We start from the raw sequence: 14,236 nt of genomic DNA on the forward strand, positions 1-14,236 counted from the left end.
TTTTCTTTCTCCGGCTTCCTCCGCCCGCCGCTCTCCGGGTGAAGTTGGTAACCGGCCCATGCTATAGCTCCGGCCCCGGATGCGCCGCTCGCGCGTTCGAACCTGCGACGTCACCCCTGGAGACTACCCCCATGCGCACGCCCTATGCCGACTGGATGAAGATCGGCCTCGATAGCTGGATGCTGGGCATGGAAGCGTCCACCGTGATCGGTCTTCGCCTCACCAAGCTCGCCGCGGGCGGCCCCGCCGCCACCGCCGAGGCGCAGCGGATGGTCGCGGAGAAGATGCAGGCAGCATGGGAGCTGCAGGTCGCCGCCGCGACCGGCCGACTCGGCAGCACGCCCGAGGCGCAGGCAAGCAAGACGCTGAAGCATTATCGCCGCAAGGTTCGCGCCAACGCCAAGCGCCTCGGCTGACTGGGCCCTTTCGCCGGCCCGGCATGCCCCGTATATCGGGAACGATGATGTCCGCGACCAACGCCAATCCCGCACTGCCCGCCGATTGGCGCGATTTCCTTGCCCTTACCAAGCCTCGGGTGATGACGCTGGTCGTCTTCACCGGACTGTGCGGCATGCTCGCCGCGCCGGTGCCGATTCATCCGGTGCTAGGCTTCACCGCCATTCTGTGCATCGCGCTCGGCGCCGGTGCCGCCGGCGCGCTCAACCAATGGTATGAGGCCGATCTCGACGCCAAGATGAAGCGCACCCAGGGCCGGCCGCTGCCGGCCGGCCGGATGGACCGCCAGTCCGCGCTGCATTTCGGCGTGGGGCTGGCAGCGTTCAGCCTGGTGCTGATGTATTTCGCGATCAACCTGGTCGCGACGCTGATCCTGGCCGTCTCCATCCTGTTCTACGTGTTCGTCTACACGATCTGGCTCAAGCGCCGAACGCCGCAGAACATCGTGATCGGCGGCGCCGCCGGCGCCTTTCCGCCGCTGATCGGCTGGGCGGCCGCCACCGGCGATGTCGCGACGCTGCCGCTCCTCCTGTTCGCGCTGATCTTCCTGTGGACGCCGCCGCACTTCTGGGCGCTCGCGCTGTTCGTGAAGACCGATTACGCCAATGCCGGCGTGCCGATGCTGCCGGTCGTCTCCGGCGAACGAACGACCCGGATCCAGATCGGCCTCTACACCCTGCCGATGATCGTCGCGGCCGCCGCACCTTGGCCGCTGGGGCTTACCGGCATGGTCTATGGCCTTACCGCCGCGGTGATGTCCGGCATCTTCCTCGCCATGGCCGTTCAGGTCGCGACGCGCCGCACCGAGGCCGATGCCGAGGGTGGGGACCGTATGATCCCGGAAAAGCGGCTGTTCAAATTCTCGATATTGTACCTGTTCGTGCTATTCGGTGCGCTGGTGATCGACAGGTGGGTGGGATGAACGACTCACGCGGAGAGGATGTACTGCGGATGCCGGTGTCGGAGCTGGAACTGATCCGCGCCCGCCAGCGTGCCCGCGCGCGAGTAATGGCGTGGCTGCTCGGCGGGTTCGTCGTGCTGGTGTTCGCGATCTCGATCGTGAAGATGAAGCTGGGCCACGGATGAGGATCAGTCGCAACCTGCGCGTCGGCCTGATGGGTGCCGTGCTGGTGTGCGGCATGACCGGGCTCGGCTTTGCGGCCGTGCCGCTCTACCGCATGTTCTGCGAGGCGACGGGCCTGAACGGCACCACCCAGCGTGGCCTGCGGGCGCCCGGCGCGACGGGGCAGAAGATCACGATCGCGTTCGACAGCAATGTCAGCCCCAAGCTGCCCTGGAAGTTCGCCCCCGAACGCCGCGAGGACACGATCGACATCGGCGGCCGCGACATGGCGTTCTTCACGGCCACCAACACGTCGACTCATCCGATCACCGGCACGGCGACGTTCAACGTCACGCCCGCCCAGGCCGGCAAGTATTTCACCAAGATCCAGTGCTTCTGCTTTACCCAGCAGACGCTGCAGCCCGGCGAGACCGTGCGGATGCCGGTGATCTTCTTCGTCGACCCGAAAATTCTGAACGATCCCGACGCGCGCGACGTCCAGGAGATCACCTTGTCCTATACATTTTATCCAGTGGATTCGCCGAAGACACCAAGCTAGCATCGCGCAAAATAGAGAGAGGATTGGGATACGCCCATGGCTGGAGCAAAGAACCACCAGTACCATATCCTGCCGCCGAGCATCTGGCCGCTACTCGGCTCGCTGGGCGGGCTCATTCTCGCTTCGGGTGCGGTGCTGTGGATGCACAAGATGCCCAACGGCCTGCTGGTGCTGACCACCGGCTTCGCGCTGGTGCTGCTCACCATGTTCGGCTGGTGGGGCAAGGTGATCCAGGAGGCGCATGCCGGCGATCACACGCCGATCGTCCAGCTCCACCTGCGCTACGGCATGATCCTGTTCATCGCTTCCGAGGTGATGTTCTTCGTCGGCTGGTTCTGGGCCTGGTTCGACTTTTCGCTCTTCCCCTCCACGGTCGAGGCGGTGGGCGGCACCTGGCCGCCCAAGGGCATGGAAGTGCTCGACGCCTGGCAGTTCCCGCTGCTCAACACGCTGATCCTGCTTTGCTCGGGCTGCACCGTCACCTGGGCGCATCACGGCCTGATCCACAATGAGCGCGGCGGCGAGTTGAAGGGCCTGTGGGGCCTGATCGGCGTGGGCGAGAATGACAGCGTGAAGAAGGGCCTGTGGCTCACCGTGATCCTGGGCGCGACCTTCAGCTGCTTTCAGGCCTATGAGTATATGGAGGCCCCCTTCCCCTTCAAGGCGGCGAGCGAGCATGGCTCCAGCTATGGCGGCGCCTTCTTCATGGCGACCGGCTTCCACGGCTTCCACGTCATCGTCGGCACGATCTTCCTGATCGTGAACCTGGTGCGCGCCTATCGCGGCGACTTCACGCCCAAGCAGCATTTCGGCTTCGAGGCGGCGGCGTGGTACTGGCATTTCGTCGACGTCGTCTGGCTGTTCCTGTTCGCGTCGATCTATGTCTGGGGCGGTTGGGGCGCGCCGGTCCACGCCGGCTGACGTGACCGAACGCAAACCCGATCCCGCCGGGGGCGGCAGTGCCACGCTGCCGCCCCCGATCGCATCCGGCCTCTATGGCTGTTGCCCGCGCTGCGGCGCCAAGACCCTGTTCCGGACCTTCCTCGCCTTTGCCGATCGTTGCCCGGCGTGCGGATTGCAATTCTCCGACTTCAACGTCGGTGACGGGCCGGTGGTGTTCCTCACCCTCGGCATCGGCACGCTGGTGACGATCCTCGCACTATGGCTGGAATTGAGTCTCTCCCCGCCCTTCTGGGTGCATCTCCTGCTCTGGCCGGTGGTGACACTGGCGATGGTGGTGGGATCGCTGCGAATCGCGAAGGGACTGTTGCTGGCACTCGAATTTCGCAACCGGGCCCATGAGGGCCGGATCGCTGAGGACTGACATGCGCCGGATGCCGCTGCTCCCTACCCTGCTGGTCGGCCTGGCAGTGGCGGCGATGATCGCGATGGGCTTCTGGCAGCTCGACCGGCGAACGCAGAAGCAGGGCGCGCTGGCGGTATTCGCGGCCAACACGATGCAGCCAACGATCACCATCGAGAGCGGTGCTGCCGATGCCTCGCTGCTGTTCCGTCATGCACGCTCCGCCTGCCAGTCGGTCGCCGGCTGGGCGCGGCAGGGCGGACGCGGAGTAAAGGGCCTGCAGGGCTGGCGCCAGATCGCCACCTGCCGCACCCATGCGAACGCCACGCTGCTGGTCGACATGGGTGTGACCCGCGATCCGATGTTCCGCCCGCACTGGCCCGGCGGCGTGGTAAGCGGCATCCTCACCCGCGCGCCCGACCATCGCCCGCTGATCGCGAGCATCTTCGACGGCACGCCCCAGCCGCTGATGCTGGTTTCCGACCAGGCCGCGCCGGGGCTGGAGCCGAGCACCCCGCCGGACATCGCCAGCGTGCCCAACAACCACCTCGCCTATGCGGTGCAGTGGTTCCTGTTCGCTGGGGTGGCGGTGATCATCTATGCGCTGGCGCTGCGTTTGCGGGCGCGGGGGGCGCCGCAGCCGGGGTTGCGATAAGATACCGACTTCCGGAACGGACCGGCCACTGGCGCTTCAGTGGCGGCGGCCCTGCTGGCCGTATAGCCCCAAGTCGTGGTTCGCTACCATTCCCATTGATGATACACTGATTCGATGCTCGAACGATACGAACCTGCTTCCGACTTCTTAAAGGCGATAATCGCTGAAGAAGTGCCGCTGTCGGGTTCCGTCTTTGCGGATGCCAATTTGGGGCGACTTATCTCGTTGGCGCAGGATCAGGACCTTTCGAACCGGGATTGGGCTACGATGATCCTAGCGTCAGAGGAAATGGACACGCCTTTGGTCCGGGACGCGCTGCTTGCTGCTCTAGGCGACAAAAGCGATGTGGTAAGAGCAGAGGCGCTGTTGGGGTTGGCTCGGCGGGATCCAATTCTCGCCCTCCCATTCGCTTTTGAAAGCACTGTCTAGCGAGCAAGCGAGCATGGCCGTGTTCGAAGCCGCTGAGTTAATCGCGAGTCCAGCCTTGGCAGATGCACTCCGACCCTGGACCGAGCCGTCTGACAACAACTTTCCAGACAAGTATGCGAGTGACGCCTTGGCAGCATGCGAAAGGGGCTCGCCGTCAACTTAGCCGCTGCTGCGTACAGTTACGGCGCGTCAGGCGCCGACCATCTCGCACGTAGCGGCTTGCACCTTCAGCCCTCCTCCTCCACCGGATACACCTTCCCCACATGCGGCTCGCCCCGCGTCGCGGCGAAGCTTTCCTGCCGCTGGCGCTCCCGGTACCGCTCGCGATCCGCATCGGTGCGCTCGTCGTAGCATGCCGCGCAGCTCACCCCCGCCTCGTAGCGCGGCGAGCGGCGATCCTCCACGCTCACCGGGCGGCGGCAGGCGTGGCAGAGTTCGTAGCTGCCCGGCGCCAGGCCATGGCCCACCGTCACCCGCTGGTCGAACACGAAGCATTCGCCGTCCCACAGGCTCTGCGCCTCGGGCACCTTCTCCAGATAGTTGAGGATGCCGCCCTTGAGGTGGAACACCGCCTCGATCCCCTCGGACTTGAGGAACGCGGTCGATTTCTCGCAGCGGATGCCGCCGGTGCAGAACATCGCCACCTTGGGCGGCGTCTCGCCCTTCCCCAGCAGTTCCTCGCGGTGGGCGCGAAACCAGTCGGGGAAATCGCGGAAGCTCTGGGTATGCGGGTCGATCGCCCCGCGGAAGGTGCCGGCGGCGACCTCATAGTCGTTGCGCGTGTCGATCAGGATCGTGTTCGGATCGGCGATCAGCGCATTCCAGTCCTCGGGCGCGACATAGGTGCCGACGCTGGCCAGCGGATCGATGTCCGGCTGGCCCATCGTCACGATCTCGCGCTTGAGGCGCACCTTCATCCGGTAGAAGGGCTGCGCGGCGGCGCGGGAATATTTGACGTCGGCGCCCGCACAACCGGGCAGCGCGCGGACATGCGCGACCACCGCGGCGATGGCCTCGTCGCTGCCCGCGATTGTGCCGTTGATCCCCTCTCGCGCCAGCAGCAGCGTGCCCTTAACGCCCTGCGAACAGCACAGCGTCGCCAGCGGGCCCTGCAGCGCCGTCGGATCGTCGAACCGGGTAAATTGGTAGAGCGCCGCCACACGGATCGGCAGCGCGGCATCGTCCGCAACCTGAGTCATTTCGGCGGCTGTACCCCAGCCGGGGCGATTAGACCATGAAGCTTTCGCCGCAGCCGCAGGTGCCCTTGGCGTTGGGGTTGGTGAAAACGAAGCCCGCGGTGAAATCGTCCTCCACCCAGTCCATCGTCGAGCCGATCAGGTAGAGCACCGAGGCGCCGTCGACGAAAAAGGTGCCACCGGAGGTCTCGATCTTCTCGTCCAGCGGCTTGGCCTCGGCAACATAATCGACCGAATAGGCGAGGCCCGAGCAGCCGCGGCGCGGGGTGGAGAGCTTGACGCCGACCGTGCCTTCCGGCGCCTTCGCCATCAGCGCGGCAATGCGCGCCTCGGCGGCGGGGGTGAGGAGCAGCGCGGCGGGGCGCTGACGGGGGGTGGTCGCGGTGGTCATCACAACATTCCCAGTTCCAGCTTGGCCTCGTCGCTCATCTTCTGCGGGTCCCAGGGCGGATCCCAGACGAGATTGACGTCGGCCGTCGCGATGCCCGGCACCGCGCTCACGCGGAGCTCGACTTCGCCCGGCATCGATTCCGCCACCGGGCAGTGCGGCGTGGTCAGCGTCATGGTGATCGCGGCATGGCCGTTCGCGGTGATGTCGACGCCGTAGATCAGCCCCAGATCGTAGAGATTGACCGGGATTTCGGGGTCGTAGATCTCCTTGAGCGCCTCGATCACCGCCTCGTACAGCGGGCCGCCAGGCTCGCCCGCGCCGGGCTCCACGGGCTTCTGCGAGAGAAAACCGGAGAGATAGTCGCGCTTGCGCTCGGCGGCGGGCTCGATCGCCTCGTCGACGCGTGCCTTGGGCGGCGCCTCGACGGCGTCGACCTCTTCCACCACGATCCTGCGTTCTTCGTTCATCCGAAGATCCTCGTCACTCGTTCGATTCCTCGCACGAGCGCGGCGACGTCCGCCGGCCCGTTATACACGCCGAAGCTCGCCCGCGCGGTGGCGGGGACCTCCAGCAACTCCATCAGCGGCTGGGCGCAGTGATGCCCCGCGCGGATCGCGACATTGCCCTCATCGAGGATCGTCGCGACGTCGTGCGGGTGCACGCCCTCCACCGCGAAGCTGACGATGCCGGCGCTGTCCGCCGGTCCGAACAGCCGCACGCTGTTGATGCCTGCCAGCGCGGCGCGCGTCTCGGTGACCAGCGCGGTTTCATGCGCATGGATGCGGTCCAGCCCGATGCCGTCCACATAGTCGATGGCCGCATGCAGCCCGACCACGCCGACGATGTGCGGGGTGCCCGCCTCGAAGCGGCCCGGCGGCGGGGCATAGGTGGTCTTGGCAAAGCTGACGCGGTCGATCATCGATCCGCCGCCCTGATAAGGGGGCATGGTGTCGAGCAGATCGTAGCGGCCCCACAGCACGCCGATGCCGGTCGGGCCGTAGAGCTTGTGGCCGGAGAAGACGTAGAAGTCGCAGCCGAGCTCGGCGACGTTCACCGGCAGCCGGGCGACCGCCTGGCAGCCATCGATCAGGATCCTGGCGCCGACGCCGTGCGCGAGGTCCACCGCACGGCGGACATCGAGCACCGAACCGAGCACGTTGGAGACATGGGCGAGCGCGACCAGCTTGTGCCGGTCCGTCAGCATCGCCGCCATCGCGTCAAGGTCGATGCGCTGGTCGTCGGTGAGCGGTATGACGTCGATCTCGGCGCCGATCTTCTCGGCGGCCATCTGCCAGGGCACGATATTCGAATGATGCTCCAGCGCCGAGAGCAGGATGCGGTCGCCCGCCTTGAGCTGGGTCGCCGCATAACATTGCGCCACGAGGTTGATCCCCTCGGTCGCGCCGCGGACGAACACGACCTCCTCGGGCTTGCCGCCGATGAACTTGGCGACCCGGGCGCGTGCCGCCTCGAAGGCGAGCGTCATGTCCGCCGAGCGTTGGTACACGCCGCGATGCACGGTGGCATAGGTCTCGCCATAGCCGCGCGCGATCGCGTCCAGCACCGGGCGCGGCTTTTGCGACGTCGCGGCGGTGTCGAGATAGGCCCAGCCGGCCGGAATCGCCGGGAAGTCGGCAAGGACGTCGAGCGGGGCGGCGGTGGTCAGGACGCTCACAGCGCCGCCTCCAGCCACTTGGCCGCATCCGCCGCGAAGGCCTCGCGCACCGGCTCTTCGCCGATTCGCGCGAGCGCGTCGGCCACGAAGGCGTGGGTCAGCAGCGCCTTGGCCTGCGGTTCCTCGATGCCCCGGCTCTGCAGGTAGAACAGCGCGTTGCGATCGAGTTCGCCCACCGTCGCGCCGTGCGCGCACTTCACGTCGTCGGCGAAGATTTCGAGTTCGGGCTTGAGATTCACCGTCGCGGTGCGCTGGAGCAGCAACCCGCGCAGCGACTGTTCGCCATCGGTCTGCTGCGCGCCGCGGGCGACTTCCACCCGCGCGGCGAGGCTCGCCACCGACAGGTCGGCCGCGACCGCACGCCAGATCTGGCGCGACGTGCCTTCGATCTGCTCGTGGCGCACCGCGACCGCGGCTTCCTGCCGCTGCGTGCCGCTGGTGAGCAGCGCGCCGCCCATCTCGGCAAAGGCGCCCTTGCCGGTGAGCGTCAGCGCGCCGTCGATACGGCTGCCCATGCCGCCCGCGCCGAGGAAGATCGAGACGAGGCTCGCCGCCTCGCCCACGTCTGCCTCGTCGCGGATCGAGACGAAGCCGCCGGTCTGCACCAGCCGCACCGAGCGCATCAGCCGCGCGCCCTTGCTGAGCGCGATCGCGGTCAGGCGGTTGGCCCAGCCGGTGCCAGCGAAGGTTTCGATTAGGGATGCCACAGCATCGTCGGCGAGCAGAATGCGCGCGGGCACGTGATTCTCGCCGCCGGTGCCGACATGGACGATCTGGATGCAGGTCGCGGCATGCTCGGGGCCGAGGTGGAGCGCCCAGCCCTCGCCCACCGCCAGGCTGCCGAGCGGGTGATCGGTCGCGGCGATCTGTCGTGTCACCTCGACCGGGCCCGGCCGGCTGTGCGCAGGCGCGAACACGCCGTCGACGAAGCACAAGCGCGGACCGTCGATATCGAGGAACAGGTCCGCCGGGTCGATCCCGGCCGGCACCTGTTCACTGGCGGCGGCAGCGCGTAGCGTGTCCATGTCGGACCAGCGCCATGCCTCCGCCTTGGGGGAGGGAAGATCGAGCACGGTCACGCCGCCAGCGCTCCATAGCCTTCGCGTTCCAGCTCAAGCGCGAGTTCCGGCCCGCCCGAGCGGACGATGCGGCCGCCTGCCAGCACGTGGACGAAGTCCGGCTGCACATAGTCCAGCAAGCGCTGGTAATGGGTGATCAGCAGCACCGCCTTATCGGGCGCGCGCATGATGCGGTTGATGCCCTCGCCGACCGCCTTCAGCGCATCGATGTCGAGGCCGCTGTCGGTCTCATCGAGGATGGCGAGCTTGGGGTTCAGGATGCCCATCTGCACCATCTCGTTGCGCTTCTTCTCGCCGCCCGAGAAGCCCACGTTCACGGGCCGCTTGAGCATCTCCGCGTCCATGCCCAGCGCCGCTGCCTGGGCGCGGGCGAGCTTGAGGAACTCGGCGCCCGAAAGCGGCGCCTCGCCGCGGTGGCGGCGCTGGGCATTGGCCGCCTCGCGCAGGAACTGGACGTTCGACACACCGGGAATTTCGACCGGATATTGGAAGCCGAGGAACAGGCCCGCGGCGGCGCGCTCGTGCGGCTCGAGTTCCAACAGATCCTGCCCGTCGAAATCGACGCTGCCGCTGGTGGCTTCATAGCCACCCCGGCCGCCAAGGACGTAGCCCAGCGTCGACTTGCCGGCGCCGTTCGGCCCCATGATGGCATGCACTTCGCCCGCATTCACGGCGAGGCTCAGGCCCTTGAGGATTTCCTTGCCGTCAACTTCGGCGTGCAGGTTCTGGATGTTCAGCATGGGGTTCAGATCGCCACGGTCACGAGAGAGAGGGTCTTGGGCGGGGTGCCCACATCATACGCATCGACCAGCGAGCCGTCGGGCAGCTTCCACATGATCTTGTACTGCTTGGGCGCGGTCACGCTGGCCTTGATGTCGGCCTCGATCGAGTCGAGCACCGGGGTCAGCTTGCGCCAGGCGCTGGGCTGATAGGGCTTGTCGTTGAGCAACAGCCGGCCGGCCTGGAAATCCGAATCGAGGAAATCGCGGCACTGCTTGATCGCGCCGGCGACCTTGGTCGCGCGCGCGCCTGCATCCGCCGGCGCAACGCCGATCGCGCGAACGATGCAGCGCGCATGGTTGGTCGCCGCGCCGAACTGGGCCGAGCTGTCGACCGCAACGCCCGACTGGAGGGCGAAGGCAGCGGCGAGAAGGGCGTTCAACATGCTATATGCTCCTGCGGGCCCGGAACGCGGCCCTGCGTCGTCGATAGATCAGCCGAGATGAGCGCAGGCTGAGCGAAGGCAGCGGACCGGCTCACCCGACCGAGCCTTCGAGCGAGATGCCGAGCAACTTCTGCGCCTCAACCGCGAACTCCATCGGCAATTGCTGCAGCACTTCGCGGGCGAAACCGTTGACGATCAGCGCAACGGCAGCCTCCTGGTCCAGCCCGCGCTGGAGTGCATAGAAGAGCTGGTCGTCGCTGATCTTGCTGGTGGTCGCTTCATGCTCGATCTGCGCGCTCGGGTTCTTCACCTCGATATAGGGCACGGTGTGCGCGCCGCACTGGTCGCCGAGCAGCAGCGAGTCGCACTGGGTGAAGTTGCGGACATTCTCTGCGCTCGCGGCCACGCGGACCAGCCCGCGATAGGTGTTGTCGCTGCGGCCAGCCGAGATGCCCTTCGACACGATCGTCGAGCGGCTGCCCTTGCCCAGATGGATCATCTTGGTGCCGGTATCGGCCTGCTGGCGGTTGTTGGTCACCGCCACGGAATAGAATTCGCCGACGCTGTTCTCGCCCGCCAACACGCAGCTGGGGTATTTCCAGGTGATCGCCGAGCCGGTCTCGACCTGGGTCCAGCTGACCTTCGAGTTGCGGCCCTGGCACAGCGCGCGCTTGGTGACGAAATTGTAGATGCCGCCCTTGCCGTTCTCGTCGCCCGGATACCAGTTCTGGACGGTCGAGTATTTGATCTCGGCATCGTCGAGCGCGACCAGCTCCACCACTGCGGCGTGCAGCTGGTTCTCGTCGCGCATCGGCGCGGTGCAGCCTTCGAGATAGGAGACGTACGCGCCCTTGTCGGCAACGATCAGCGTGCGCTCGAACTGACCGGTATTCTCGGCATTGATGCGGAAATAGGTGGAGAGCTCCATCGGGCAGCGCACGCCCTCCGGCACATAGACGAAGGTGCCGTCGGAGAAGACCGCGCTGTTGAGCGTGGCGAAGTAGTTGTCGCGCTGCGGCACCACCTTGCCCAGCCACTTCTGGACCAGCTCGGGATATTCGCGGATCGCCTCGCTGATCGACAGGAAGATAACACCCGCCGCCTTCAACTCGGCGCGGAAGGTGGTGGCGACCGACACGCTGTCGAACACCGCATCCACCGCGATCTTGCGCGCGCCCTCGACGCCGGCGAGCACCTTCTGCTCCTCGATCGGAATGCCCAGCTTCTCATAGGTCCGGCGGATTTCCGGATCGAGCTCGTCGAGGCTGGCGATCGTCTTCTTCTGCTTCGGCTCGGCGTAGTAATACGCGTCCTGATAGTCGATCGGCGGCACATTGAGCTTGGCCCAGTCCGGCGCCTCCAGCGTCTGCCACAGGCGGAACGCCTTCAAGCGCCAGTCGAGCATCCATTCGGGCTCGTTCTTTTTCGCCGAGATATAGCGGACGGTATCCTCGCTCAGCCCCTTGGGCGCGAACTCCTGTTCGACGTCGGAGGCAAAGCCCCATTCGTACTTCTTGTTCGCGGCGGCGAGCGCTTCTGCATTCTTGGTGGCCATCAGAAAGATACCTGGCTTTCCCCGGCGAGCACCGGAGAAGGAGAAGAAAGGTCGGGTGTGGAGGGGGCGAGCCCATGCACCGGCATCGTCGGGGCTGCAAGCGCGGGCGGCGTGGCGAGGCTGGCAAGGCTGACCTGCGCGAGCGCCGAGCGCACCGCGTCGCTCACCACGCCCCAATGCGGCTTCACCCGGCAATTGCCCTCGACCGCGCAATCGTGCCGGGTCGAGTCAACGCAGGTGGTAAGCGCGATCGGTCCCTCGATCGCCTCGATAATATCGGCAAGACTGATCGCCGCCGGCGGGCGGGCGAGCCGGAAGCCGCCGCCGGTGCCGCGCGCGCTTTCGATCAGGCCCGCGGCGGAGAGCTTGCTCACGAGCTTCTGCACGGTGGGCAGCGGCAGGCCGGTCTCGGTCGCCAGCAGCGTCGCGTTGAGCCGGCACGACGCACCGCACTGGCGCGCGGCGGCGGCCAGCATCACGACGGCATAGTCGGCAAGGCTCGAAAGACGCATCGACTCCCAATCGGACAAAGTTGATCCGATTGGGCATGTGGGCTCAGCGACCGCTCAGGTCAACTGTCTCGGGGATCACATCGGGGAGAAAGTGGAACTTCTCGTTTTCCAGCGTCACGGCCAGTACCGGATCGATCCCCTCGCGCAGCGATCGCGGGGTATGGCCGGTGAAGTGCTTGATCTCGTTGATCAGGTGCGGCTGGTCGGCGAACGGCGCCATCACCTCGTCCAGCGATGCGCCCTGATAGAGCCGCATCGCCGCGCCGATCGCGCGAAACTTGCGGCGCAGATGGTTGGGCGGGCCGGCGAAATACTCCTTGCACAGCCGCTGCACCTGCCGCTGGCCCATGCCGGTCTCGGCCTCCATTGCGCCGTACAGCGCATCGATGGTCGGATCGCCGCTCGCCGCCCATTCGCGCACGATGCGCAGAAAGGCGAGATGCGCCTTGGGCAGGCGGCGCGCCGCATCCAGCCGGCGCAGCAGCAGCGGCTCGATCGCCGCCACCATCTCGTCCAGCGTGGTCAGCCTGCACAGCTCGGCATGCAGGCCAAGGATCTCCGGACCGAACAGCTCGGTCGCGTCGACCAGCCGGTCCGCCACCTGGTCCGCCGGCCGACCGATCAGCGATCGCCAGCCAATGCCGCGCAGCGACAGGCCGAAGCAGCGGAACGGGCCATCGATATGGTAGGTCCAGTGCGCGGTGCCGGGGCCGTTGACCATCACCGGCATGGTCGCTTCGCTATGCCCATCCGGAAAAGTGACATGGCCACTGCCGTCGAGGAAGAAGCGCCACTGGCCCAGATCGACGCGCTCGACGCCATCGATCGCCTCGCGATCGACATGGCAGAGGTAGAAGCTCTCGACATGCGGAATCAGCCGACCGCTGGACGGCCGGAACTCGATTTCGAAGGCAGAATATGTCCCGTCGCGGTTGCGTTCGGCAACCGCTACCTGGCCCTCCACGGTGCCACGCATGCGAAGCTTGCTTCCCCTGTGCCTCGGTTCGTCGCAAAGCTGGAGCATGTCCGCGCGCGAAGCGCAACGGAAAAGAGGCCCGGCCGGTTGCCCGGCCGGGCCAAAAGGAAAGGGTTCCCCCCGTTAAGCGGAACCCCTCGGGTCGCAGGGAAGCTCTACCCGAATCGGGAGCCCCGGTATTGTACGGAATCGACATTCCGCGCTTTGACGACGTTTGCAGCGCGTTGCATGAGCATCTTCATGGGCAATTTTCTTCATCACGCGGTCCTCTCGATGGATCCGGAGCGTGCGCATCGAGGGGCGATTCGCGCACTTGGCGCCTGGGGAGCTCTCGGCGCGCCGCTGGGCGGCGGCCCCGAATCCGCGACTCCAGTCAGGCTTGCAGGCCTGAGCTTCCCGAACAGGGTCGGCCTCGCCGCCGGGCTGGACAAGGATGCGGAGGCCATCGCCGGTCTGTTCGGGCTGGGATTCGGCGCGGTGGAGGTGGGCACGCTCACGCCGCGCCCGCAACCGGGAAACCCCCGTCCCCGGCTGTTCCGGCTGGTCGAGGACGAAGCGGTGATCAACCGCATGGGCTTCAACAATGGCGGGATCGACGCAGCGCTCGCGCGGATAGCCCGCCTGAAGCGGCGGCCCGGCCTCCTCGGCATCAATGTCGGCGCGAACAAGGACTCGGTGGATCGCGTCGCCGATTATGCCCTGGGCGTCACCAAGGCCGCCCCGCACGCCGATTACATCACGATCAACGTCAGTTCGCCGAACACGCCCGGCCTGCGCGACCTGCAGTCGCGCCCCGCGCTCGACGAGCTGCTGGCAGCGGCGGATGCGGCCCGCGGCACCACGCCGCTGTTCCTGAAGGTTGCGCCGGATCTGGATCGCGCCGGGCTGGAAGGCGCGATCCGCGCGGCGATCGACCACCGTGTCGATGCGCTGATCGTCTCCAACACGACCATCTCGCGGCCGCCGCTCGCCTCGCCCCAGGCGACCGAGGCCGGCGGCCTGTCCGGCAAGCCGCTGAAGGAGCTCGCCCGCGCAAAGCTGATCGAGGCAGGCGAGATCGCGGGCGGCCAGCTGCCACTGATCTCCGCCGGCGGGATCGACGGGCCGGACGAGGCCCGGCGCCGCATCGATGCCGGCGCGGTACTGGTGCAGATCTATTCGGCGCTCGTCTATCGCGGCCCCGGTCTGGCACGCAGCATCGCCAGGGCGCTCGCCTGACGGC

At 66.8% G+C, this 14,236-nt stretch carries 19 protein-coding genes; 9 read left to right on the forward strand and 10 right to left on the reverse strand.

Translation table 11 applies throughout. The features are described from left to right. The first annotated feature begins 131 nt into the window (after window positions 1–131). The 8 genes from OIM94_RS10450 to OIM94_RS10485 all read left to right on the forward strand — a co-directional run bounded on the left by OIM94_RS10450 (window position 132) and on the right by OIM94_RS10485 (window position 4,465). The gene (locus OIM94_RS10450) at window positions 132–416 is read left to right on the forward strand and encodes a hypothetical protein (RefSeq protein WP_264606673.1); all 285 of its coding nucleotides are present in this window, start codon (window positions 132–134) and stop codon (window positions 414–416) included. Window positions 417–460: 44 nt separating this feature from the next. Next, on the forward strand, window positions 461–1,378 hold the full coding sequence (locus tag OIM94_RS10455; protein WP_264606674.1) for a heme o synthase: 918 nt from the start codon (window positions 461–463) through the stop codon (window positions 1,376–1,378). Continuing rightward, the gene (locus OIM94_RS10460) at window positions 1,375–1,542 is read left to right on the forward strand and encodes a hypothetical protein (RefSeq protein WP_264609966.1); all 168 of its coding nucleotides are present in this window, start codon (window positions 1,375–1,377) and stop codon (window positions 1,540–1,542) included. Before OIM94_RS10455 ends, OIM94_RS10460 begins: the two co-directional genes overlap by 4 nt. Continuing rightward, a complete protein-coding gene (locus OIM94_RS10465) occupies window positions 1,539–2,078 on the forward strand; it encodes a cytochrome c oxidase assembly protein (protein ID WP_264606675.1) in 540 nt (179 codons plus the stop codon). The genes OIM94_RS10460 and OIM94_RS10465 overlap by 4 nt, the downstream gene beginning before the upstream one ends. Before the next feature lie 36 nt (window positions 2,079–2,114). Further along, a complete protein-coding gene (locus tag OIM94_RS10470) occupies window positions 2,115–2,999 on the forward strand; it encodes a cytochrome c oxidase subunit 3 (RefSeq protein ID WP_264606676.1) in 885 nt (294 codons plus the stop codon). Window position 3,000: 1 nt separating this feature from the next. Further along, complete coding sequence (locus OIM94_RS10475) at window positions 3,001–3,402, forward strand: DUF983 domain-containing protein (RefSeq protein WP_264606677.1); 402 nt, start codon at window positions 3,001–3,003, stop codon at window positions 3,400–3,402. Between the two features lies 1 nt (window position 3,403). Then, window positions 3,404–4,036 carry an SURF1 family protein gene (locus tag OIM94_RS10480; RefSeq protein ID WP_264606678.1) on the forward strand — a complete coding sequence of 211 codons (633 nt, stop codon included), beginning with the start codon at window positions 3,404–3,406 and terminating at the stop codon, window positions 4,034–4,036. A 114-nt stretch (window positions 4,037–4,150) separates the two neighbouring features. Continuing rightward, window positions 4,151–4,465 carry a hypothetical protein gene (locus OIM94_RS10485; RefSeq protein ID WP_264606679.1) on the forward strand — a complete coding sequence of 105 codons (315 nt, stop codon included), beginning with the start codon at window positions 4,151–4,153 and terminating at the stop codon, window positions 4,463–4,465. Between the two features lie 227 nt (window positions 4,466–4,692). Here OIM94_RS10485 and OIM94_RS10490 read toward each other — a convergent pair whose 3' ends face one another. The 10 genes from OIM94_RS10490 to OIM94_RS10535 form a co-directional block, all read right to left on the reverse strand. Then, window positions 4,693–5,664 carry a rhodanese-related sulfurtransferase gene (locus tag OIM94_RS10490; protein ID WP_264606680.1) on the reverse strand — a complete coding sequence of 324 codons (972 nt, stop codon included), beginning with the start codon at window positions 5,662–5,664 and terminating at the stop codon, window positions 4,693–4,695. 28 nt (window positions 5,665–5,692) lie between these two features. Continuing rightward, complete coding sequence (locus tag OIM94_RS10495; protein WP_264606681.1) at window positions 5,693–6,052, reverse strand: HesB/IscA family protein; 360 nt, start codon at window positions 6,050–6,052, stop codon at window positions 5,693–5,695. Continuing rightward, window positions 6,052–6,519 carry an SUF system Fe-S cluster assembly protein gene (locus OIM94_RS10500; RefSeq protein ID WP_264606682.1) on the reverse strand — a complete coding sequence of 156 codons (468 nt, stop codon included), beginning with the start codon at window positions 6,517–6,519 and terminating at the stop codon, window positions 6,052–6,054. The genes OIM94_RS10495 and OIM94_RS10500 overlap by 1 nt, the downstream gene beginning before the upstream one ends. Further along, on the reverse strand, window positions 6,516–7,727 hold the full coding sequence (locus OIM94_RS10505) for a cysteine desulfurase (RefSeq protein ID WP_264606683.1): 1,212 nt from the start codon (window positions 7,725–7,727) through the stop codon (window positions 6,516–6,518). The genes OIM94_RS10500 and OIM94_RS10505 overlap by 4 nt, the downstream gene beginning before the upstream one ends. Continuing rightward, on the reverse strand, window positions 7,724–8,806 hold the full coding sequence (locus tag OIM94_RS10510) for a SufD family Fe-S cluster assembly protein (protein WP_264606684.1): 1,083 nt from the start codon (window positions 8,804–8,806) through the stop codon (window positions 7,724–7,726). Before OIM94_RS10510 ends, OIM94_RS10505 begins: the two co-directional genes overlap by 4 nt. Beyond that, the gene (sufC, locus tag OIM94_RS10515; protein ID WP_264606685.1) at window positions 8,803–9,546 is read right to left on the reverse strand and encodes a Fe-S cluster assembly ATPase SufC; all 744 of its coding nucleotides are present in this window, start codon (window positions 9,544–9,546) and stop codon (window positions 8,803–8,805) included. The genes OIM94_RS10510 and sufC overlap by 4 nt, the downstream gene beginning before the upstream one ends. 5 nt (window positions 9,547–9,551) lie before the next feature. Next, window positions 9,552–9,971 carry a hypothetical protein gene (locus OIM94_RS10520; protein ID WP_264606686.1) on the reverse strand — a complete coding sequence of 140 codons (420 nt, stop codon included), beginning with the start codon at window positions 9,969–9,971 and terminating at the stop codon, window positions 9,552–9,554. A 91-nt stretch (window positions 9,972–10,062) separates the two neighbouring features. Beyond that, the gene (gene sufB, locus OIM94_RS10525) at window positions 10,063–11,526 is read right to left on the reverse strand and encodes a Fe-S cluster assembly protein SufB (protein ID WP_264606687.1); all 1,464 of its coding nucleotides are present in this window, start codon (window positions 11,524–11,526) and stop codon (window positions 10,063–10,065) included. Beyond that, a complete protein-coding gene (locus tag OIM94_RS10530; protein ID WP_264606688.1) occupies window positions 11,526–12,038 on the reverse strand; it encodes an SUF system Fe-S cluster assembly regulator in 513 nt (170 codons plus the stop codon). Before OIM94_RS10530 ends, sufB begins: the two co-directional genes overlap by 1 nt. Window positions 12,039–12,081: 43 nt before the next feature. Then, window positions 12,082–13,014, reverse strand: a complete 933-nt coding sequence (locus tag OIM94_RS10535) for an AraC family transcriptional regulator (protein ID WP_264606689.1) — start codon at window positions 13,012–13,014, stop codon at window positions 12,082–12,084. A gap of 228 nt (window positions 13,015–13,242) precedes the next feature. Here OIM94_RS10535 and OIM94_RS10540 point away from each other — a divergent pair, with 228 nt between their 5' ends. Next, window positions 13,243–14,232 (forward strand): quinone-dependent dihydroorotate dehydrogenase, encoded by a 990-nt coding sequence (locus tag OIM94_RS10540; RefSeq protein ID WP_264606690.1) that lies wholly within the window; start codon window positions 13,243–13,245, stop codon window positions 14,230–14,232. The last annotated feature ends 4 nt before the right edge of the window (window positions 14,233–14,236 follow it).

The sequence above is a fragment of the Sphingomonas sp. R1 genome, from assembly GCF_025960285.1.
GTDB lineage: Bacteria > Pseudomonadota > Alphaproteobacteria > Sphingomonadales > Sphingomonadaceae > Sphingomonas.